Origin of the sequence: Serratia ureilytica (assembly GCF_013375155.1) — a bacterium.
In the GTDB taxonomy this organism is placed as follows: Bacteria; Pseudomonadota; Gammaproteobacteria; order Enterobacterales; family Enterobacteriaceae; genus Serratia; species Serratia ureilytica.
The window spans coordinates 523,534-544,216 of the sequence record NZ_JABXOF010000001.1 but is presented as its reverse complement, the minus strand read 5'-3'; the positions used below and the strand labels follow the sequence as shown (position 1 = coordinate 544,216).

Genomic DNA, 20,683 nt, shown 5'->3' with positions numbered 1-20,683 from the left:
TTCGCGCCACGTTGTAGACTTTACATCGCCAAGGTTGCTCTATAACGTCAGAAAAACTGGCGAGTAACAAACGAGGGCTTAAACCTTGGCGAAGGAATTTAACCAAGGGCTTAAACAGCTTTAAAGCTCATTGCCTATTTGGATGATAACGAGGCGCAAAATGAAAAAGACAGCTATCGCATTAGCAGTGGCACTGGCAGGTTTCGCTACCGTAGCGCAAGCCGCTCCAAAAGATAACACCTGGTACACCGGTGCTAAACTGGGCTGGTCCCAGTACCACGACACTGGTTTCTACGGTAACGGTTACCAGAACGGTATCGGCAATGGCCCAACCCATAAAGATCAACTGGGTGCAGGCGCGTTCCTGGGCTACCAGGCAAACCAATACCTGGGCTTCGAACTGGGCTATGACTGGCTGGGCCGCATGCCTTACAAAGGCAGCGTGAACAACGGTGCTTTCAAAGCGCAGGGCGTTCAACTGGCCGCTAAACTGAGCTACCCAATTGCTGACGATCTGGACATCTACACTCGTCTGGGTGGTATGGTATGGCGCGCAGACTCCAAAGCGAACTACGGCCGTACTGGTCAGCGTCTGAGCGACCACGACACCGGCGTTTCTCCGCTGGCTGCTGTTGGTGTTGAATACGCACTGACCAAAAACTGGGCTACTCGCCTGGACTACCAGTTCGTAAGCAACATCGGTGACGCAGGTACCGTTGGCGCGCGTCCAGACAACACCATGCTGAGCCTGGGCGTTTCTTACCGCTTCGGTCAGGATGACGTAGTTGCTCCAGTTGCTCCAGCTCCAGCTCCGGCTCCAGTTGTTGAAACCAAGCGTTTCACTCTGAAGTCTGACGTGCTGTTCAACTTCAACAAGTCTACTCTGAAAGCAGAAGGCCAGCAGGCTCTGGATCAGCTGTACACCCAACTGAGCTCCATGGATCCTAAAGACGGTTCCGTAGTGGTTCTGGGTTACACCGACGCCGTTGGTTCTGACCAGTACAACCAGAAACTGTCTGAAAAACGCGCACAGAGCGTTGTTGACTACCTGGTCTCCAAAGGCATCCCGTCAGACAAAATCTCTGCACGTGGTATGGGTGAAGCAGAGCCAGTTACTGGCAACACCTGTGGCTACAAATCTGGCCGCGCTACCAAAGCTCAGATCGCTTGCCTGGCACCAGATCGTCGCGTAGAGATCGAAGTTAAAGGTATCAAAGACGTTGTAACTCAGCCTCAGGGCTAAGTTTACTCGCCTAATAAAAAACCCCGCAATGCGGGGTTTTTTTTCGTCCTGTTTTTGTCAGAGCATTCAAGGCCTGGTGCAACGAAGGCGCTCTGCCCCGTTTATTTAGGTTCTTTGCCGAGAATCGCCTTCAGGTCTTCTTTCAACGACGACATCTGATTCGCATACTTCTCTTTGCGCTCAGCATCTTCGATAAGCTGCACGACGGTTTCCGACAGCGTCACGCCGCGACGACGCGCCAGGGCAGCCAAACGTTGCCAAACCAAAAACTCCAGATCGATAGATTTTTTACGCGTATGCTGGTGTTCTGCGTTAAAATGACGTTTGCGGCGGGCGCGGATCGTTTGTTTCATCCGGTTATCCAGATCCGGATTCATATGAGCGGCAATCCATGCAAGTACCTTTACCGGCTCATTTTCCAGCTTCAGCAGCTCGTTAACCGCTTCCTGAGCAGCGCTGTTTTCAATGTAGCGGGTAATGAGTTCCCCTTCCCGGTGCTTCTTCACCAGGTACTTCCATTTCCAACCGCTCTCCAGATTTTCCAGTTGCTGATATTTCATCTTGAGCTCTTCAGTGACCGCGTAACTTCAAATAAGCATAACAGCTTTACGCCGAATTTCCCCGGCAATTAAGCCGTCTTTTAGACTGTTTTTTGCACAGTCATCGCGCGATGTCAAACTCCCTGATGCCAACTGGCACTCCACATGTATCAAGCTGCCGTTATTCTTGTATAATCGCCCTTTCCCTTTTTAACGATTGCATCTAACACTTTGACCAATAACCGACTTGAATGGCAATCTTTATTGCCGGACGTAACGCCTTATCAGGCGATATTTGATACCGCCGCTCAGTTGGCACCCGTGCCCTTTTCCGCCATTCAGCCTCGGCTGGAAAATGCCCTGACGCTATTTTGTCACCCCCAATCGCCACCGCGATTCATGCTGTTGAAAGCGCAAGAAACGCGAGAATACCTGGAACTGATCGCTAACGCCGTCAAACCGCTGCTGCCGCAAAACACGGCATGCCTCGGCAGCCACTATGTCATTCAGGATGGCAAGGTCAGCGTAGAGCCTGCCAGCCATGGCGATGAACCTTTCGCTGCCGGCGGTGCTTGCGTGTTCCAAGAGTGGATTGAACCGGAGCAGCTGTTTGGTTGCGTGCGGATCCACAATGGCGACATCACTCTGCAGCCCGGCCTGGTGCACCAGGCCAACGGCGGTATTCTGATCCTGTCAGCCCGGGCGCTGCTGGCCCAGCCGTTGCTATGGCTGCGGTTGAAGCAAATGATCGGCCAGCGTCAGTTCCATTGGGTTTCGCCTGACGAAACCCGCCCGCTGCCGGTCGCCATTCCGTCGATGCCGCTGGACCTGCGGCTGATTGTGGTCGGCGACCGCCACGGCCTGGCCGATTTCCACGATATCGAGCCAGAACTGAGTGAACAAGCGGTCTATGGCGAATATGAAGACGATCTGCAACTGACTGAAGTTGATGATATGGCGCAGTGGTGCGGCTACGTCAACGGTGTGATCGCCGAGCGGCAGTTACCGATGTTGGCGGCCGATGCCTGGCTGCCGCTGATCGTTCAGGCGGTGCGTTATAGTGGCGATCAGGGCATCCTGCCACTCTCGCCGGTTTGGCTTGGGCAGCAGTTGTCCGAAGCGGCACTATATGCCGAAGAAGACCGCATTACGGCCAAAGCGTTTGAAGCGGCATTGAATGCCCGCGAATGGCGTGAAAGCTATCTCGCCGAGCGTATGCAGGATGAGATCGAACTGGGTCAGATCCTGATCGAGACCGAGGGTGAAGTGGTTGGGCAAATCAACGGCCTGTCAGTCCTGGATTATCCCGGCCACCCACGCAGCTTCGGCGAACCGTCGCGCATCAGTTGCGTTGTGCATCTCGGCGACGGCGAATTTACCGACGTCGAACGCAAGGCCGAGCTAGGCGGCAACCTGCACGCTAAAGGTATGATGATCATGCAAGCGTTCGTGATCGCCGAACTGGACCTGGATCAGCAGCTGCCCTTCTCCGCCTCGATCGTCTTTGAACAATCTTACGGTGAAGTGGACGGCGACAGCGCCTCGCTGGCTGAACTGTGCGCCCTGATCAGCGCCCTGTCACAGCAGCCGATCACACAACAGATCGCCGTCACCGGCTCCGTTGACCAATTCGGCAACGTACAGCCGATAGGGGGCGTTAACGAAAAGGTCGAAGGTTTCTTCGAGGTTTGTTTACGCCGCGGCCTGACGGGCAAACAGGGCGTCATACTGCCCGTGACCAACGTGCGCCACCTGTGCCTGCGTCAGGATGTCGTTGACGCAGTGCGCGAGGGACAATTCCACCTGTGGGCGGTAGAGAGCGCGGCGGAAGCCTTGCCTTTGCTCACCGGTTGCCTCTACTCTGACGAACAACAGCCGAATTTGTTGGCGGCCATTCAGGAACGGATTGCGCAGGTGAGCCTGCAGGAACGCCGTCGTCCATGGCCGCTACGCTGGCTCAACTGGTTCAACCACGGCTGATCGGACTTGTTCAGCGTACACGTGTTAGCTAACCTGCCTCCTTCATTAAAATAAGGCTTACTGAGAACATGGTAGATAAACGCGATTCCTATACGAAAGAAGACCTCGAAGCATCCGGCCGCGGCGAGCTGTTCGGCGCCGGTGGCCCGCCGTTGCCGGCGGGTAACATGTTGATGATGGACCGCGTGGTCAAAATGACCGAAGACGGCGGGACTCACAACAAAGGTTATGTGGAAGCGGAGCTGGATATTAATCCGGACCTATGGTTCTTCGGTTGCCACTTTATCGGCGATCCGGTCATGCCGGGCTGCCTGGGCCTGGATGCGATGTGGCAGCTGGTCGGTTTCTACCTCGGTTGGCTCGGTGGCGAAGGCAAAGGCCGCGCGCTGGGCGTCGGTGAAGTCAAGTTCACCGGCCAGGTGCTGCCGACCGCGAAAAAGGTAACCTATCGTATTAACTTCAAACGCGTCATCACCCGCAAGCTGATCATGGGCGTCGCCGATGGCGAAGTGCTGGTTGACGGTGAAGTGATCTATACCGCCACCGATCTGAAAGTGGGCCTGTTCAAAGATACCACCGCGTTCTAATCACGCTGACGAGAAGGCGGCCACTGCCTTCTCTCTAACGTTCTTCGCATGCCGTCATGTTCGACGTGATGGCATTTCTTTCTCTTATCCTTTCCCGGCCTTTCAAAGACTCCCGCCCCTCTTTTTAACCGCCGTTAGCATCATCTTATTATTCAGTTCTCATCAAAGAGGGTTAGGGCCGATAGCGAAGATGCGCTATCGGGCGATATGAAATATCGCATCACGCTGGCATTGACGCTGGGTGCTCCTTATTTCATCGCCCGACACCGAAATGCCTTCCCCCACCGCTCTCTGCCCTATGCTTACCCGAAGCGGCCAAAGCAACAGGCAGCCTGAAAGGCGGCCTCCCTCAATACCCGCATCAGTGCGATAGCGGTTTTTTTGCATCCGGTTATTCTCTTGCCCCTCAAGATCCTCTAACATGACTAGCATAGTAACTACAATTATTGTACCTAGTGAGAAAGGTATGCAAAAAACCCGCTTTAGCGACGCGCCTTGCCCCGTAGCGCGTGCATTGGATCGCGTGGGGGAATGGTGGAGCATCCTGATCCTTCGCGATGCTTTTCAGGGGCTGTCCCGGTTCGACGAATTCCAACAAAGTCTGGGGATGTCACCCACGCTACTGGCGCGTCGCCTGAAGGATTTGGTGGCCCACGGCATTCTGTATAAAGAACGTTATCAAACGCGGCCGGTGCGCTATCACTACCTGCTTACTGAGCGCGGCAACGATTTTCTCCCGGTGTTGGCGGCGCTCTCACAATGGGCCAACAATCATCTGACCGACGGGGACGTCAGCGCCCTGTTGGTCGACGGACGCAACGATCGGCCGATCCAAGTCCAGTTGGTCAATCGTGATACCCAACAGCCGGTGCCGCCGCAGTTCATTACGCTGGCGCCAGGGCCGGCGGCAAGCGACGGCATACATCAACGCGCCGAACTGATGCGGCAGCGGCGCCTCGCCGACTTACCCGAATTTACCAAGGAGCCATCATGAGCAATCGTCGTATCGTCATTACCGGCATGGGCGCCGTTTCACCGCTAGGGTGCGGTGTTGAAGCCATCTGGCAACGTTTGTTAAAAGGAGAATCCGGCATTCGAGCGTTGCCTGACGAGATCGTTGCAGATTTACCGGTCAAGGTCGGAGGACAGGTCCCAGCGTTGGCGCAAGATGCTGAAGCGGGCTTCAACCCCGACGCCTCCGTCGCCCCCAAGGACCAAAAGAAAATGGACCGCTTTATCCTGTTTGCTATGGCGGCGGCGGACGAAGCCATTCGTCAGGCCGGCTGGATAGCCGATACGGACGAAAAACAAGAGCGCACAGCCACCGTCATTGCCTCGGGTATTGGCGGTTTCCCGGCGATTGCCCAAGCGGTGCGCACAACCGACAGCCGCGGCGCCAAGCGGCTGTCGCCGTTCACCATCCCCTCATTCCTGGTCAATCTGGCGGCCGGCCACGTTTCAATCAAACACCACTTCAAGGGGCCGATTGGCGCGCCGGTCACCGCCTGTGCCGCCGGCGTGCAAGCCATTGGCGACGCAGTGCGTATGATCCGCAATGATGAAGCCGATATCGCCGTGTGCGGCGGTACCGAAGCCGCTATAGATACCGTCAGCCTGGGCGGGTTCGCCGCCGCGCGCGCCATGTCCACCGCTCCGGCCGAATTGGCGCAACATGCCTCTCGGCCCTTCGACAGCGCCCGGGACGGATTTGTCATGGGGGAAGGCGCCGGCATGCTGGTCATTGAAACGCTGGAACACGCGCTGGCGCGCGGCGCCACCCCGCTCGCGGAAATCGTCGGCTATGGCACCAGCGCCGACGCCTACCATATGACATCCGGCGCTGAAGACGGCAACGGCGCCTATCGGGCGATGAAAATCGCGTTGAAGCAGGCGAACGTCGTTCCCGAGGAGGTACAGCATTTAAATGCGCACGCGACGTCGACACCCGTAGGGGATTTGGGCGAAATCAACGCCATCAAACACCTGTTTGGCACGGCCGGGACTGTCGCCGTGACCTCAACAAAATCAGCGACGGGGCACCTGCTGGGCGCCGCCGGCGGGCTGGAAACCATCTTTACCGCCTTGGCTCTGCGCGATCAGATAGCCCCTGCCACGCTAAATCTGGATAACCCCGACCCGGCGGCGGCAGGTTTGCATCTGGTCGCGAAACAGGCGGAATCGATGAACATGACCTACGCCTTATCAAACGGCTTCGGCTTTGGCGGCGTGAATGCGAGTATTTTGTTGAAACGCTGGCGGGATGAATAAGCGCCTGAAACAAAAACCTCCGCCAAGGGGCGGAGGTTATTCCTTTTATTTGACAGGGAGCCGCTTAAGCGGTCACAGCCCTGTCTTCCATGGCTTCTCGCCAACCTCCCAGCCATTGAGACCGGGCGTCCACTGATGATTGGTAGGGACAATGTTCCCTGGAACGCCCTAAAATACCTGCCTGATACCCTCTCGAATGCGCCCTTTCCAGACGATCGCGTTTCTGTCTCTTCATGCCTCGTTTCCCTCATTTTGGTCTGGTGGAAAGAAAACAATGGCTGCTTTTTGCGCAGCCACGAGTAATCAATAGCGCTAAAAGAAGAGAAGATCAATGCGCAAAATTCACGCCAATGTCATATTTGTGAGCTACGCCCGAGGAAAATGCTAAGTGGCTGATCTGCAGAGGAAGGAGTTAACCAATTGAAATTAAATAGAAATCCCTGCCAGCGAGAAAAAACGACTTTTCACGCCGACAGGGATTAGACGATTTTAGACCAAATTATGACTAAATGCCGCCCATCTGTGCTGCGATAGCCTGGGCTTCCTGCTGCCACCCCTGCGCCAGCGTGCGCACCAGGGCATCATAGCCGTCTTCACCCTGTTTCAGCTCCAGGCTGAAAGGCCTTTTGATCAAACGCCCCTGGCGGTTCAGCACCCACTCGCCGCGAATGATCGCTTTCCCGTCAAAGCGACCGTGGAAGCCGCTGATGGTCACGTTCAGCACATCCTGATCGCTGCTCATCGGCTGCGAAGAGACCACCCACCCCGGCAGCGCGCTGCTCAGGTTGGTGACCAGCGTTTGCTGCAGCTGCTGATCGAGCGGGCTGGCCCACAGGTTGTTCTGGGCTATCACATACTGCACGTCGTTGGTCTGATACACCACGCCGCTCTGCGCCAGATAATCCGCCACGCTCACGTGCTCCAGCCACAGCTGGCGCGTGGAGGCGCCGCTGCTGCCGGCCGCGGCCGGCGCGCCCAGCGCCGGCAACTGATAGTAAGTCTTCTGTGGCGAACTGCTGCAGGCGCTGAGCAACAGCGCCAGGGCTACCGGGATCCATTTCATCATTTCGTGGCCTTCTTCGGCTGAGGGTCATTGCTGCCGGCGGCTTCAAACACCAGCGCGTTGCTCTTCTCATTTAGGGTGCGTAACACCGGTTGCAGCTCACGCAAGACCTGATCGAGGCGCTGCATGTCGCCCACCATCTTGTTGTAAGCCGGTGAACCAGGCTGGAACCCTTTCATGCTGCGGTTCAGCTCCAGCAGCGTTTTCTGCATGTCCTGCGGCAGCGCCTGCATCTCTTTGCTGGCGATGATGTCGTTCAACGACTTCATGGTCTGCTGCGTCGACTTCATGGTTTTCTGGCTTTCCGCCAGCGTCTTGGTCGCTTCGCTGATCATCGGATTGATCGGCATCGAATTAATCTTATCCAACGTCTGCATCAGCTTCTGCTGGATCTGCGCCAGACCGCCGCTGGTGGTCGGCATCAGCGGATAACCGAACAGCTCGCGCGGCCCTTTCCACGGTTTCTCCTGCGGATAGAAGTCGAGATCGATGTACAGCGAACCGGTCAGCAGGTTGGCGGACTTCATCGAGGCGCGCATGCCGCGGGATTCCGCATCTTTCAAGTGCCCTTCAATATCGAAGTTGCCGCCCAGCTGTTTCTGGAAGCGATCCGGCTCGATGCGGATCAGCACCGGAATGCGGTAGTCGTTATCCAGACGCTGCGCCATGCCGTCTTTATAGAACGGCACCTGCGCCACCGTCCCCAGACGGATGCCGCGGAACTCGACCGGCGCGCCCGGCTGCAGGCCGCGTACCGAATCGGAGAAGAACAGCAGGTAGTCTTTATGCACGGTATACAGCGAATCCTGCGTGCTGCGCTGGTTGTCGAACAGCCGGTACTCCGCCTTTTCTTTCGCCTGTTCGCCGCGATCCCAGCCGTCCGGCACATCGAAGCTGACGCCGCCGCTGAACAGCGTGGTCAACGAGCCCATCTCCACCCGCATGCCCTGTGCCGACATGTCAAACGCCACGCCGCTGTCTTTCCAGAAGCGCACGTTGGTGGTGACCAACTGATCGTAAGGCGCAGTGATGAACAGCTGATAGCGCATGGCGCGCTCTTTAGGATCGAAGTAGCTGGTTTCCACCGACCCGACGCGATAGCCGCGGAACAGCACCGGATCGCCGGCGTTGAGCTGGCCTGACTTCTCGCTGTCCAGCACGATGCGCAACCCTTTGGCGTCCGGGGAAGCCAGCGGCGGCGCATCGAGAAGCTGATAGTTGTCTTTGCCGTCTTTGCCTTTGTTGCCCGGCTGCAGTTCGATATAGGCGCCGGAGAGCAGCGTGCCCAGCCCGGAGACGCCTTCACGGCCGATCTGCGGCTTCACCACCCAGAAGGCGGAATCCTGGCGCAGCAATTTCTCCATGCCGGAATTGAGACGCGCCTGCACCATCACCTTGCTCAGGTCATCGCTCAGCGTGACGGTTTCCACCACGCCGACGTCAACGCTGCGGCTTTTGATTTTGGTTTTACCCGCTTCCAGCCCTTCCGCCGTCGTGGTCACCAGCGTCACCACCGGCCCCTGATGGCTGAAGTGGTAAAACAGGATCCAGGCGCCGATCAGCGCGGTCACGATGGGAATGATCCACACCGGCGACCAGCGTTTGATCTTCTCGACGTCCGCGACGCTATGATTATTTTCCGTCACCTTGCGGCTCCTTGTTTATTGTTTCACTTGCGCGATCCCAGGTCAGCCGGGGATCAAATGTCATGGCGGCGAACATGGTGAGGATCACCACCAGCGCGAACAGCACGGCGCCCGTCGCGGGATAAATGCTCATCAACTGCCCCATTCGCACCAACGCCGACAACACGGCGATCACAAACACGTCGATCATTGACCAACGACCAACGAATTCGACCACTTCATAAATCAGATGCATACGCTCGCTGTCGGCGCGCGGTTTCTTCCTGCCGTTCGCATCCCAGCACAGCCAACCGATCGCCAACATTTTCAGCGACGGCACCATGATACTGGCGATGAAAATCACCATCGCTACCGGATAAGAGCCGTCCCCCCACAGCAGGATCACCCCCGCCATGATGGTGGAATTCATCTTGTTACCCAGCGCCTCGGTCACCATGATGGGCATCAGGTTGGCCGGAATATACAGCATGACAGAGGTCACCAGCAGCGCCAGCGTCCACTGCAGGCTGTGGCGGCGACGCACGTAGCCCTTGGTGTGGCAGCGCGGGCAGCGCACCTGATCGGCCGGCAGGATCGCCGTGCAGCACGCGCAGGAGCGCACGCCCTGGCGCATGCCGGTGCGCCCCACCGTCAGCGGGCGATTAAGCCGCGGCGCCGGTTCGATATCCTGCCACAGCCAGCGCCGATCCACGCACTGGAAAGCGCGCACCTGCAGCAGACAGAACAGGCAGTAAGGCACGAAGCTGCTGCCGATGCCGATGTCGCCGTAGGCCATCAGCTTGACGAAGCTGACCAGCACCCCGGCGAGGAAAATTTCCACCATGCACCAGGTCTTGAACTGGAACAGCACCCGGGCCATCCACTCTTTGAGACCCAGCGGCAAGCGCACCCTGGCGCACAGCAGGATGATCGCCACCATGCAAAACGCCGGGATCAGCTGCACGAACACCATAAACAAGGTGGCCATGCTGGCGTAGTCTTCCGCCACCATGACTTCCGGGATTTGGATCAGCCGGATTTCGTTGCCGAGGCCGGCGACGCGCATGTTGATAAACGGGAAAATGTTGGCCAGCACCAGCATGAACAAGGCGCTGAGCGCGTAACCGATCGGCCGCTTGCGCGGCTCGTCCCAGCGGGCGCTGAGCGTGGTTTTGCAGCGCGGGCATACCGCTTTGCTGCCATAGGCCAGCGGCGGCAGCGCCACCAGCATGTCGCACTGCGGGCACAGCATCAGGTTATCCTGCTGCGCCGCCGAGGGTGCGGAATGACTATGCTGCTGATGATTGTTGTGGGAACACACCATATTCCTCCTAAATAACGTTGCTCACCGGCACGTCGATACCGCCCGCAGCAGCGCGCGGGCGGTATCGCAACGGTCAGCCGTTTTTCATCGCTTCCAGCTCTTCCCAGCGGGCGAAGGCCTGCTCGAGCGCCTGCTCGGCGTTAGCCAACGCCGTCAGCACTTCTTGCGTTTCGCTGTGCGGCCGCGTGAAGAAGTCGGCATCGCTCATCTGCGCCTGCAGCGCTTCGATTTCCGCTTCCAGCTGTTCGAGCCGCTGCGGCAGCTGTTCCAGTTCGCGCAGCAGGTTGTAACTCAGCTTGGCCGTCGCTTTCTTCGGCTGTTCGGCCTTTTTCTCCGCCGCCGGTTTGCTCGCGCTCGGCGCCGCCTGACGAATCGGTTTCGCTGTCGCGCGCTGGTGATGCGCATCGTAGTAACCGCCGACGAAGGCGTTGATCACGCCATTGCCTTCGAAGATCCAGCACTCGGTCACCGAGTTGTCAACGAACTGACGATCGTGACTGACCAGCAACACAGTGCCCTGATAGCCGTCGATCAGCTCTTCCAGCAGCTCCAGCGTTTCGACGTCGAGATCGTTGGTTGGTTCATCGAGGATCAGCAGATTGCTCGGTTTCAGAAACAGCTTAGCCAACAGCAAGCGGTTACGCTCACCGCCCGACAGCGCCTTCACCGGCGTCATCGCGCGTTTCGGGTGGAACAGGAAGTCCTGCAGGTAGCCCAGCACGTGGCGAGGACGGCCGTTGACCATCACTTCCTGCTTGCCTTCCGCCAGGTTGTCCATCACCGTGCGCTCTGGATCGAGATCGGCGCGGTGCTGGTCGAAATAGGCCACTTCCAGCTTGGTGCCGCAGTGCACGCGGCCGCTGTCGGCTTTCAGCTGACCGAGCATCAGTTTCAGCAGCGTGGTTTTGCCGCAGCCGTTCGGCCCCACCAACGCAATCTTGTCGCCGCGCTGCACCTGGGCGGAGAAACCGCGTACCAGCACCTTTTCGCCAACCTGATAATTGACGTCTTCCAGCTCGAATACGATTTTGCCGGAGCGGGTCGCCTCTTCCACCTGCATCTTGGCGGTGCCCATCACTTCACGGCGCTCTGAACGCTCGACGCGCAGCGCCTTCAGCGCGCGCACGCGGCCCTCGTTGCGGGTGCGGCGCGCCTTGATGCCCTGACGGATCCAGACCTCTTCCTGCGCCAGCTTGCGGTCGAACTCGGCGTTTTGCAGCTCTTCCACCCGCAGCGCTTCTTCTTTGCTCTGCAGGTACAGATCGTAGTTACCCGGCCAGGAAACCAGCTTGCCGCGATCCAGATCGACGATGCGCGTCGCCATGTTGCGGATAAACGAACGGTCGTGCGAGATGAAGACGATGCTGCCGTCGAACTCTTTCAGGAAGCCTTCCAGCCAGTCGATGGTTTCGATATCCAGGTGGTTGGTCGGTTCGTCGAGCAACAACACGCGCGGCGAGCTCACCAGCGCGCGGCCCAGCGCCGCTTTGCGCAGCCAGCCGCCGGACAGCGAGGAAAGCTCGGCGTCGCCGTTCAGCCCCAGCTGCAGCAGCACTTCGCTGATGCGGCTGTCGAGCTGCCACAGCCCCTGGTGATCGAGGATCTCCATGATTTGCGCCATGCGCGCCAGGTTTTTCTCGCTCGGATCGCTTTCCACCAGGTGAGAGATCGCGTGATAGGCCTTCAGGTGTTCCGCCTGCTCCGCGACGCCTTCCGCCACGAAATCGAACACGCTGCCGCCGATATTGCGCGGCGGATCCTGTTGCAGACGCGCCACGATCAGATCCTGTTCGTAGATCACCCGGCCGTCGTCCAGCGGGATCTCTTTGCCGAGGATTTTCAGCAGCGTGGATTTGCCGGCGCCGTTGCGCCCGACCAGACACACGCGCTCGTTGTCTTCGATATGAATTTCGGTGTTGTCTAACAATGGCGCATCGCTGAAAGAGAGCCAGGCGCCGGACATGCTGATTAACGACATAGTAATTATTTTCCTTCGCCGGCGTGAGTCACCAGCCAGCAGTTGTGGATCTGACGGTTACGGGCAAAATCCTGCGACAGCGTCTTGGCGGTGATCTCTTTCGCCTCCAGGCCCAGCGCACTCAGCCCTGCCATATCCATTTGGAAACCGCGCTTGTTGTTCGAGAACATGATGGTCCCGTTGCGGCGCAGCAACCGTTTCAAATCTTTCATCAGCGCCAGGTGATCGCGCTGCACGTCAAAGGTGTTCTCCATCCGCTTGGAGTTGGAGAACGTCGGCGGATCGATGAAGATCACGTCGAACTGTTCATTGGCATTGCTCAGCCACGACAGGCAGTCGGCCTGGATCAGTCGATGCTGGCGGCCGGTCAGGCCGTTGGCGCGCAGGTTCTTCTCCGCCCATTCCAGGTAGGTGCGCGACATGTCCACCGTGGTGGTGCTGCGCGCGCCGCCCAGCCCGGCATGCACGCTGGCGGTGCCGGTATAGGCGAACAGGTTGAGGAAGTCCTTGCCGCCGCTCATCTCGCCCAGCATACGGCGCGCGATGCGGTGATCGAGGAACAGGCCGGTATCGAGATAGTCGGTCAGGTTGACCCACAGCTTGGCGTTATACTCTTCCACCAGCAAGAACTCGCCCTTCTGCGCCAGTTTCTCGTACTGGTTTTTGCCCTTCTGCCGCTCGCGGGTTTTCAGGATCAGCTGATTCGACGGCAATTCCAGCACCGCCAGCGTCGCGTTGATCACATCGAACAGGCGCTGACGCGCTTTCTGCGCATCGACGGTTTTCGGCGGCGCATACTCCTGCACCACCACCTTGCTGCCGTAACGGTCCACCGCGACGTTGTATTCTGGCAGATCGGCATCGTACAGGCGGTAGCATTCGATGCCTTGTTGCTTCGCCCACTTGTCGAGCTTCTTCAAATTCTTGCGCAGACGGTTGGCGAAATCTTCCGCCACCTGCACGCCGCCGGTAGCGTTGCCGGCCGGGCTTGCCGCCAGCTGATAGTTTTTCTGCACGCACTCCAGCGGGCCGTTCTTCGCCTTGAACTGGCGCTCGGCGCGCAGCTGCAGGCAGCTCAACAGCTCCGGCGAGGCGCTGAACAGCGACAGCTGCCAACCGCCAAAGGCGCTTTTCATCACGCGGCCCAGCATGTTGTGCAGCGCGATCAGCGCCGGTTCGCTTTCCAGACGCTCGCCGTACGGCGGGTTGCTGATCACCGTGCCGTGCGGGCCTTCCGGCAGCGGGTTGGTCAAGCGCGCGACGTCGCCGACGTTGAAGGTGATCAGCTCGGCGACGCCGGCGCGGCGGGCGTTGCCGCGCGCCATCTCAATCACCCGACGATCGATATCGGAACCGAAGAAGCGAGAGGTAGTTTCCTGCAGGCCGCGACGCGCGCGCACCTGCGCTTCGGTGGTGACTTCACGCCACAGTTCGGCGTTGTGACCATTCCAGGCGCTGAAGCCCCAGTGTTGACGGTGCAGGCCCGGCGCGCGATCGGCAGCGATCATCGCCGCTTCGATCAACAGCGTGCCGGAGCCGCACATCGGATCGAGCATCGGCGTGCCCGGCTGCCAGCCGGAACGCAACACGATGGCGGCCGCCAGGTTTTCCTTCAACGGCGCCTGGCCGGTGAGATCGCGGTAGCCGCGCTGGTGCAGGCCTTCGCCGCTCAGATCGAGCGCCACGCTGGCCATATCGCGTTGCAGAAAGACGTTAACGCGAATGTCCGGCTGCTGTTTGGCAACCGTCGGGCGTTGGTCGAGCTTACGGGTGAAGCTGTCAACGATGGCGTCTTTCACCTTCAGCGCGCCATACTGGCTGTTGCGGATCTCTTCGTTCACGCCGCTGAAATGCACGGCGAAGGTTTTATCCACGCCAAAAATGCTCGGCCAGTCAATCGCCTGCACGCCGAGGTACAGATCCAGGTCGCTGTGCACGCGGAATTCGTTCAGCGGCAACAAAATGCGCGAAGCCAGGCGGCTCCACAGCAGGCTTTGGTACAGAAGACGATCGTCACCCTGAAAATGTACCCCGCCCTGCACCACTTTGCAGTCGTGAGCGCCAAGCGTTTCCAGCTCGCTTTTTAACAGTTCTTCCAATCCACGCGCCGTGCTGGCAAACAGAGAGTTCATATCGTACTTATCACCAAAAAGAAAATTGTTGCGCATTATAGCTAATCCGCACCGCTTGTCATAAAGTTGCTCCCTTCTATTTAATCATCGTACGGAGATAAGGGTGATCACGCTTTCCAGACTCTACGTCCATCCGGTTAAATCACTGCGCGGCTTGCAGCTTTCCTACGCCCAGGTCGGCAGCAGCGGTCTGGCCTTTGACCGCAACTTTATGATCACCGAACCGGACGGCACCTTTATTACCGCGCGCCAATATCCGCAGATGGTGTTGTTCACGCCGGCGCTGTTGCCGGACGGGCTGTTTCTGACCGCGCCGGACGGTGAAAGCGCCGCCATTCGCTTCAGCGACTTCGCGGCCGCGCCGCAGCCGACCGAGGTGTGGGGCAACCATTTCACCGCGCTGATCGCGCCGGATGAGATCAACCGCTGGCTGAGCGGCTATTTCCAGCGCGACGTGCAGCTGCGCTGGCTGGGGCCGGAGCTGACCCGCCGGGTCAAGAAACACCCTGAAATCCCGCTGACGTTTGCCGACGGCTACCCTTATCTGCTGATTAACCAAGCTTCATTCAACGACCTGCAGCAGCGTTGCCCCGGCAGCATCAAGCTGGAACAGTTCCGCCCCAATCTGGTGGTGAGCGGCGCTACCGCCTGGGCTGAAGACGGCTGGCAGGTGATCCGCGTCGGCAATGTGATGTTCGATCTGGTGAAACCCTGCAGCCGCTGCGTGCTCACCACCGTCAGCACCGAGCGTGGCCGCAAGCACCCGAGCGGCGAACCGCTCAGCACGCTGCAAAAATTCCGCTCCGCCGACAACGGCGACATCGATTTCGGCCAGAATATGACCGCGCGCAACAGCGGCATCATTCGCGTGGGCGATACGGTGGAAGTCTTGTCAACCAAGCCGCCGCGCCCTTATGGCGCAGGTAAAGTGGTGGAGAGCGTGCAGGCGCCGCAGGACAGCGCTCACAGCGTCACGATCGAATATGAAGGAAAGGTATTTACCGGCAATAACCAGCAGATCCTGCTCGAACAACTGGAACAGCAAGGCATTCGCGTGCCTTACTCGTGCCGCGCCGGGATTTGCGGCAGCTGCCGCATTACATTGCTGAGCGGTGAAGTCGCGCCCCTGAAGAAAAGCGCGCTGGGCGACAACGGCACCATCCTGTGCTGCAGCTGCATCCCGAAAACTGATTTGACGTTGGTGTAATCCGCCTTATACCGCCCTGTCGTAAGCCGGGGCGGCGCTTTCATCCTGCGCGCAAGGTTTCAGCCGATCGTGCATCACCTTGATGGCGTCGCCCAAGACCATGGTGCGGCCGGCGACCGTCAGCTGATTTTGCGCCAGCAGGCACAGGCTGGCGTTATCCCCGGCCTCGACCACCAGCAGGCGCGCTTCCGCGCCGCTTTCCATCACTTTCACCGCCGCCAGCTCGCCGTTTTTCGGCTGCAACGGGTAGTGCTGCTGCGAGAAATGCCAGCTCTTCGGCATCAGCGGTTTCAGGAAGCGGTAGGCGACCAGCGCATTCAACACCAGCTCGGCGCGCTGTTCATGGCTCAGCTTGACCTGCTTGCACTGTTCTTCATAGGTGAAATAAAGGGCGGCGTCATCCACGCAAAAAGCGCATTCATCGAAGGCGTCCGGCGTTAACATTTTGGCCGGGAAACGTGAACGAAAGATCATACCATTAGCTAAATCCAGCATTAGCCGATCGTGTTCGGCATCAAAATACCAACGCCAATTATCGTCAGGTTTTATCTTCATTTCGTATCCTTCTCGCTGCCCATGCCAACGCCGCACTCACCCTAAAAGGCGATTTTATCACCGATGAAATAGCTTAAACATCGGATAATTCCGCGAACGATATTTAAGCTAACGAACAAAATATAGACGAGCCGGGGGCAGAAATAAACCCCCGGAATAAAATGAGAGGAAAAATATTAGATATGGGTAACGATATCTTTAATCAAACGCGGGCCGTGATAGATAAATCCGGAATAAATTTGCAGCAGGCTCGCGCCGGCCTCCATTTTTTCGCGCGCCGCCGTCAGCGAATCGATGCCGCCTACGCCGATAATCGGCAGACGTCCTTGCAGTTCGGTGGAGAGGCGACGGATCACTTCGGTGCTGCGTGATTGCAACGGACGCCCACTTAACCCGCCCGCTTGTTCGCAGTAATTCAGCCCTTGGATCAATTTTCGATCCAACGTGGTATTGGTGGCGATCACGCCATCGATATTATGCCGCACCAGGCTATCGGCAATTTGGATCAATTCTTCTTCAGAAAGATCCGGCGCGATCTTTACCGCCACCGGCACATATTTGTGATGGCGCGCATGTAATTCCTGCTGCTTATTTTTAATCGCAGCCAAAAGATCGTCCAACGCTTCGCCATACTGTAAGGATCGTAACCCCGGCGTATTCGGTGAAGAGATGTTAATCGCGATATATCCGGCATACGGATAAACTTTATCCATGCAGATCAAATAATCGTCTTTGCCCTGCTCGACCGGCGTGTCTTTATTCTTGCCGATATTGATCCCAAGAATGCCGCCGAAATGGGATTTCTTAACGTTTTCAACCAGATTGTCCACGCCATGGTTATTGAACCCCATGCGGTTAATCAGGCCTTCCGCCTCAACCACGCGGAACAAGCGCGGCTTGTCGTTGCCCGGTTGCGGACGCGGCGTCACGGTGCCGACTTCCACATGGCCGAAGCCCATCGCGCCGAACGCATCGATGCATTCGCCGTTTTTATCCAGACCGGCGGCCAATCCCAGCGGGTTTTTAAACGACAGCCCCATGCAGCTGACCGGTTTGGTCGGCACGGACTGACGGACAAGAAACGCTAATGGGGTGCCGGTAATACGGCTGAGCTGACGAAAGGTCACTTCGTGCGCGCGCTCCGGATCGAGCTGGAACAACGCTTTCCTGATGAGGGGGTAGTACATGGACTCTCCTGATTTCCCGGTTGCAAACCGGGGGCGTATTATCCGGTATCCCCCGCCTAATTGGAATTGATTAAAGGCAAAAAAAGCCGTTTTTACGCAATCGTTTTCCCTCTTCATCGCCAAATCGGCGCCAATCCGCTTTTACGCATATCCAAATCAAAAAATGAGATTTAAAAAACGCGCCCGGTTGCTGGTAGGTTTAAAACACTTCCCATTAATTTTCTAATTAAACCTAACTTTTAGTTATAAGGAGTGGCAATGCGCGTTATATCACTGGCCGGTAGCCCACGCATCCCATCACGTTCCGCCGCGCTGCTCTCGCTGAGTCAGAACTGGCTGCGGCAACAAGGGGTGGAGGTGACGGCCTATACCCTGCACGACTTCGATGCCGAAGATCTGCTGTACGCCAACTTCAACAGTCCGGCGATCAAGGCGTTTGCCGACCAGCTGGCGCAGGCCGACGGCCTGCTGATTTCCACGCCGGTTTATAAAGCGTCGTTCTCCGGCGCGCTGAAAACCCTGCTGGACCTGCTGCCGGAACGCGCGCTGGACCATAAAGTGGTGCTGCCGCTGGCGACCGGCGGTTCTGTCGGTCACATGCTGGCGGTGGACTATGCGCTGAAACCGGTGCTGGCGGCGCTCAAAGCGCAAGAGGTGCTGCACGGCGTGTTCGCCGACGACAGTCAGATCCAGCTGACCGGCGAAAGCGCCACGCTCACCGACGCCGTGGCCGCCCGGTTGGAAGAAGCGCTCGCCAGTTTCTATCTGGCGCTTGGGCGCCGCAAACCGCCCGCGCTGCGCGTCGCCTCGCCGCTGACGGCGCGTCAAACCGCCTGAAATGCCTGGAAAAGGAGAGCCTGAATGAAACAACGCAACGCTTTGCGACGTTGGCTGAGCGCAGCGGCCTTCACCGGCCTGCTGTCGCTGGTCTGGGCCAACGCCGCCGTCGCGCAGGATCCGGCGCAATTTCGCATCGGTTACCAGAAAGGATCGGTGAGTCTGGTGCTGGCGAAAAGCCACCGGCTGCTGGAAGAACGTTTTCCCACCACCCGCATCAGCTGGATTGAATTTCCCGCCGGGCCGCAGATGCTGGAGGCCTTGAACGTCGGCAGCATCGATCTGGGCAGCACCGGTGATATTCCGCCGATCTTCGCGCAGGCCGCCGGGGCGGACCTGCTGTATGTCGGCGTTGAGCCTCCCAAACCGAAGGCGGAAGTGATCCTGGTGCCGGAAAACAGCCCGATCAAAACCGTCGCCGATCTGAAAGGCCATAAGGTCGCATTTCAGAAAGGATCCAGCTCACACAACCTGCTGCTGCGATCGCTGCAAAAGGCCGGCCTGAAATTTACGGATATCCAACCCGCCTACCTGACCCCCGCCGATGCGCGCGCCGCATTCCAGCAGGGCAACGTCGATGCCTGGGCTATCTGGGATCCTTATTATTCCGCCGCGCTGCTGCAGGGCGGCGTGCGGGTGCTCGGCGACGGCACCGATCTGAACCAGACCGGTTCCTTCTATCTGGCGGCGCGCCCTTATGTCGAAGCCAATGGCGCCTTTATCAGCCAGGTCCTGACGGTGCTGACCCAGGCCGATGCGCTCACCCGCAGCGACCGGGCGCAAAGCGTGACCTTGCTGGCCAACGCCATGGGGCTGCCGGAACCGGTGATCGCCAGCTATCTGGATCACCGTCCCCCGACCGCCATCACACCGCTCGATGCGCATACGATCGCCGCGCAGCAGCAAACCGCCGACCTGTTTTACGCCAACCGGCTGGTGCCGGTGAAGGTCGACATCTCGCAACGCATCTGGCGCCCAAGCGCGCAATAAATACGGGAGAGCATTGACGATGAGCCTGAACGTTTTCTGGTTTTTACCCACCCACGGCGACGGCCACTATCTTGGCAGCGCACAGGGCGCTCGCAGCGTCGATCACGGTTACTTGCAACAAATCGCCCAAGCGGCGGACCGGCTGGGATTCGGCGGCGTGCTGATCCCCACCGGTCGCTCTTGCGAAGACTCCTGGCTGGTGGCCGCCTCGCTGATCCCGGTCACCCAGCGGCTGAAATTTTTGGTCGCGCTGCGGCCGGGTATCATCTCCCCTACGCTGGCGGCGCGTCAGGCGGCGACGCTGGATCGCCTGTCCAACGGCCGCGCCCTGTTCAATCTGGTCACCGGCGGCGATCCAGAAGAGCTGGCGGCGGAGGGGTTGCATCTCAGTCATGAAGAGCGTTACGAAGCCTCGACCGAGTTCACTCATATCTGGCGCAGGGTGCTGGAAGGTGAAACCGTCGATTTCCACGGCAAGCATATTCAGGTGAAAGGCGCCAAACTGCTGTTCCCGCCGGTGCAGCAACCGCGCCCGCCGCTCTATTTCGGCGGATCCTCCGCCGCCGCGCAGGATCTGGCCGCCGAGCAGGTAGAAATGTACCTCACCTGGGGAGAGCCGCCGGCACAGGTCAAAGAGAAGATCGAAGAGGTGCGCGCCAAAGCGGCGGCGAAGGGCCGGCAGGTACGCTTCGGCATCCGTCTGCACGTCATCGTGCGGGAAACCACCGAAGAAGCCTGGCGCGCCGCCGATCGGCTGATCGCTCACCTCGATGAGGAAACCATCGCCAACGCGCAGCAGGCCTTTGCCCGCTTCGACTCCGTCGGCCAACGGCGCATGGCGGCGCTGCACGGCGGCAAGAAGGATAATCTGGAGATCAGCCCGAACCTGTGGGCCGGCATCGGCCTGGTGCGCGGCGGCGCCGGCACCGCGCTGGTGGGCGATGGCCCGACGGTCGCGGCACGCATGCAGGAATACGCCGATCTGGGCATCGACACCTTTATTCTCTCCGGCTATCCGCATCTGGAAGAGGCCTACCGCGTCGGCGAACTGCTGTTTCCGCACCTCGATCTGGCGCAGGAGGAAACGCCCGCGCGCCTTCAACCGGTGCGCCCGCAGGGCGAAGTAGTGGCCAACATCTATGTTCCGCAAAAAGTGTCGCAGAGCTGA

At 58.7% G+C, this 20,683-nt stretch carries 18 protein-coding genes; 9 read left to right on the top strand and 9 right to left on the bottom strand.

The features are described from left to right. Window positions 1–160 precede the first annotated feature (160 nt). Window positions 161–1,243, top strand: coding sequence for a porin OmpA (gene ompA / locus HWW83_RS02585; protein WP_033644244.1), 1,083 nt, complete (start codon window positions 161–163; stop codon window positions 1,241–1,243). Between the two features lie 101 nt (window positions 1,244–1,344). Here the strand turns inward: ompA and matP are convergent, their stop codons facing one another. Then, entirely contained in the window at window positions 1,345–1,803 is a 459-nt protein-coding gene (gene matP, locus HWW83_RS02580) for a macrodomain Ter protein MatP (protein WP_033642591.1), read from the bottom strand. A gap of 210 nt (window positions 1,804–2,013) precedes the next feature. Here matP and HWW83_RS02575 point away from each other — a divergent pair, with 210 nt between their 5' ends. The 4 genes from HWW83_RS02575 (at window position 2,014) to fabF (ending at window position 6,617) form a co-directional block, all read left to right on the top strand. After that, window positions 2,014–3,762 (top strand): AAA family ATPase, encoded by a 1,749-nt coding sequence (locus HWW83_RS02575; RefSeq protein ID WP_072055814.1) that lies wholly within the window; start codon window positions 2,014–2,016, stop codon window positions 3,760–3,762. A gap of 68 nt (window positions 3,763–3,830) precedes the next feature. Continuing rightward, window positions 3,831–4,349, top strand: coding sequence for a bifunctional 3-hydroxydecanoyl-ACP dehydratase/trans-2-decenoyl-ACP isomerase (gene fabA / locus HWW83_RS02570; RefSeq protein WP_004928144.1), 519 nt, complete (start codon window positions 3,831–3,833; stop codon window positions 4,347–4,349). A 466-nt stretch (window positions 4,350–4,815) separates the two neighbouring features. Further along, complete coding sequence (locus tag HWW83_RS02565; RefSeq protein ID WP_176588962.1) at window positions 4,816–5,343, top strand: winged helix-turn-helix transcriptional regulator; 528 nt, start codon at window positions 4,816–4,818, stop codon at window positions 5,341–5,343. Further along, complete coding sequence (fabF, locus tag HWW83_RS02560; RefSeq protein WP_102948073.1) at window positions 5,340–6,617, top strand: beta-ketoacyl-ACP synthase II; 1,278 nt, start codon at window positions 5,340–5,342, stop codon at window positions 6,615–6,617. Before HWW83_RS02565 ends, fabF begins: the two co-directional genes overlap by 4 nt. A 64-nt stretch (window positions 6,618–6,681) precedes the next feature. On the opposite strand, the gene rmf is transcribed toward fabF, so the two are convergent. From rmf to rlmKL, 6 genes are all read right to left on the bottom strand, one after another. Then, complete coding sequence (rmf, locus tag HWW83_RS02555) at window positions 6,682–6,852, bottom strand: ribosome modulation factor (RefSeq protein WP_004928150.1); 171 nt, start codon at window positions 6,850–6,852, stop codon at window positions 6,682–6,684. A 270-nt stretch (window positions 6,853–7,122) separates the two neighbouring features. Then, on the bottom strand, window positions 7,123–7,683 hold the full coding sequence (gene pqiC / locus HWW83_RS02550; protein ID WP_089194512.1) for a membrane integrity-associated transporter subunit PqiC: 561 nt from the start codon (window positions 7,681–7,683) through the stop codon (window positions 7,123–7,125). Next, window positions 7,680–9,326 (bottom strand): intermembrane transport protein PqiB, encoded by a 1,647-nt coding sequence (gene pqiB, locus HWW83_RS02545; protein ID WP_033642587.1) that lies wholly within the window; start codon window positions 9,324–9,326, stop codon window positions 7,680–7,682. The genes pqiC and pqiB overlap by 4 nt, the downstream gene beginning before the upstream one ends. Next, a complete protein-coding gene (gene pqiA, locus HWW83_RS02540) occupies window positions 9,313–10,626 on the bottom strand; it encodes a membrane integrity-associated transporter subunit PqiA (RefSeq protein WP_369825817.1) in 1,314 nt (437 codons plus the stop codon). Before pqiA ends, pqiB begins: the two co-directional genes overlap by 14 nt. Window positions 10,627–10,702: 76 nt before the next feature. Next, window positions 10,703–12,607 (bottom strand): ABC transporter ATP-binding protein, encoded by a 1,905-nt coding sequence (locus HWW83_RS02535; RefSeq protein ID WP_033642586.1) that lies wholly within the window; start codon window positions 12,605–12,607, stop codon window positions 10,703–10,705. 5 nt (window positions 12,608–12,612) lie between these two features. Continuing rightward, on the bottom strand, window positions 12,613–14,739 hold the full coding sequence (rlmKL, locus tag HWW83_RS02530) for a bifunctional 23S rRNA (guanine(2069)-N(7))-methyltransferase RlmK/23S rRNA (guanine(2445)-N(2))-methyltransferase RlmL (RefSeq protein WP_089192583.1): 2,127 nt from the start codon (window positions 14,737–14,739) through the stop codon (window positions 12,613–12,615). Window positions 14,740–14,842: 103 nt separating this feature from the next. On the opposite strand from rlmKL, the gene HWW83_RS02525 reads away from it, so the two are divergent. Continuing rightward, the gene (locus tag HWW83_RS02525) at window positions 14,843–15,946 is read left to right on the top strand and encodes a YcbX family protein (RefSeq protein WP_096242115.1); all 1,104 of its coding nucleotides are present in this window, start codon (window positions 14,843–14,845) and stop codon (window positions 15,944–15,946) included. A 6-nt stretch (window positions 15,947–15,952) separates the two neighbouring features. Here the strand turns inward: HWW83_RS02525 and HWW83_RS02520 are convergent, their stop codons facing one another. Together HWW83_RS02520 and pyrD are read right to left on the bottom strand one after the other, a co-directional pair. Next, on the bottom strand, window positions 15,953–16,501 hold the full coding sequence (locus HWW83_RS02520) for a cell division protein ZapC (RefSeq protein ID WP_004928171.1): 549 nt from the start codon (window positions 16,499–16,501) through the stop codon (window positions 15,953–15,955). Between the two features lie 176 nt (window positions 16,502–16,677). Further along, complete coding sequence (pyrD, locus tag HWW83_RS02515) at window positions 16,678–17,688, bottom strand: quinone-dependent dihydroorotate dehydrogenase (RefSeq protein WP_019454516.1); 1,011 nt, start codon at window positions 17,686–17,688, stop codon at window positions 16,678–16,680. 258 nt (window positions 17,689–17,946) lie between these two features. Between pyrD and ssuE the strand changes: the two genes are divergently transcribed. From ssuE to ssuD, 3 genes are read left to right on the top strand one after another with little or no spacing between them, the layout of a single operon-like run. Further along, window positions 17,947–18,525: an NADPH-dependent FMN reductase gene (gene ssuE, locus HWW83_RS02510; RefSeq protein ID WP_033642583.1), complete on the top strand. Its 579-nt coding sequence runs from the start codon at window positions 17,947–17,949 to the stop codon at window positions 18,523–18,525. A gap of 24 nt (window positions 18,526–18,549) precedes the next feature. Next, window positions 18,550–19,515, top strand: coding sequence for a sulfonate ABC transporter substrate-binding protein (locus tag HWW83_RS02505; protein ID WP_122016400.1), 966 nt, complete (start codon window positions 18,550–18,552; stop codon window positions 19,513–19,515). Between the two features lie 19 nt (window positions 19,516–19,534). Beyond that, complete coding sequence (ssuD, locus tag HWW83_RS02500) at window positions 19,535–20,683, top strand: FMNH2-dependent alkanesulfonate monooxygenase (RefSeq protein WP_016928301.1); 1,149 nt, start codon at window positions 19,535–19,537, stop codon at window positions 20,681–20,683.

Excerpts from the sequence above, each read along its gene's own strand:
- ssuE (WP_033642583.1), top strand. The coding sequence starts at position 17,947 with ATGCGCGTTATATCACTGGCCGGTAGCCCACGCATCCCATCACGTTCC.
- ompA (WP_033644244.1), top strand. The coding sequence starts at position 161 with ATGAAAAAGACAGCTATCGCATTAGCAGTGGCACTGGCAGGTTTCGCT.
- HWW83_RS02565 (WP_176588962.1), top strand. The coding sequence starts at position 4,816 with ATGCAAAAAACCCGCTTTAGCGACGCGCCTTGCCCCGTAGCGCGTGCA.
- fabF (WP_102948073.1), top strand. The coding sequence starts at position 5,340 with ATGAGCAATCGTCGTATCGTCATTACCGGCATGGGCGCCGTTTCACCG.
- pqiC (WP_089194512.1), bottom strand. The coding sequence starts at position 7,683 with ATGATGAAATGGATCCCGGTAGCCCTGGCGCTGTTGCTCAGCGCCTGC.
- HWW83_RS02520 (WP_004928171.1), bottom strand. The coding sequence starts at position 16,501 with ATGAAGATAAAACCTGACGATAATTGGCGTTGGTATTTTGATGCCGAA.
- rlmKL (WP_089192583.1), bottom strand. The coding sequence starts at position 14,739 with ATGAACTCTCTGTTTGCCAGCACGGCGCGTGGATTGGAAGAACTGTTA.
- fabA (WP_004928144.1), top strand. The coding sequence starts at position 3,831 with ATGGTAGATAAACGCGATTCCTATACGAAAGAAGACCTCGAAGCATCC.
- pyrD (WP_019454516.1), bottom strand. The coding sequence starts at position 17,688 with ATGTACTACCCCCTCATCAGGAAAGCGTTGTTCCAGCTCGATCCGGAG.
- ssuD (WP_016928301.1), top strand. The coding sequence starts at position 19,535 with ATGAGCCTGAACGTTTTCTGGTTTTTACCCACCCACGGCGACGGCCAC.
- rmf (WP_004928150.1), bottom strand. The coding sequence starts at position 6,852 with ATGAAGAGACAGAAACGCGATCGTCTGGAAAGGGCGCATTCGAGAGGG.
- HWW83_RS02505 (WP_122016400.1), top strand. The coding sequence starts at position 18,550 with ATGAAACAACGCAACGCTTTGCGACGTTGGCTGAGCGCAGCGGCCTTC.
- HWW83_RS02535 (WP_033642586.1), bottom strand. The coding sequence starts at position 12,607 with ATGTCGTTAATCAGCATGTCCGGCGCCTGGCTCTCTTTCAGCGATGCG.
- matP (WP_033642591.1), bottom strand. The coding sequence starts at position 1,803 with ATGAAATATCAGCAACTGGAAAATCTGGAGAGCGGTTGGAAATGGAAG.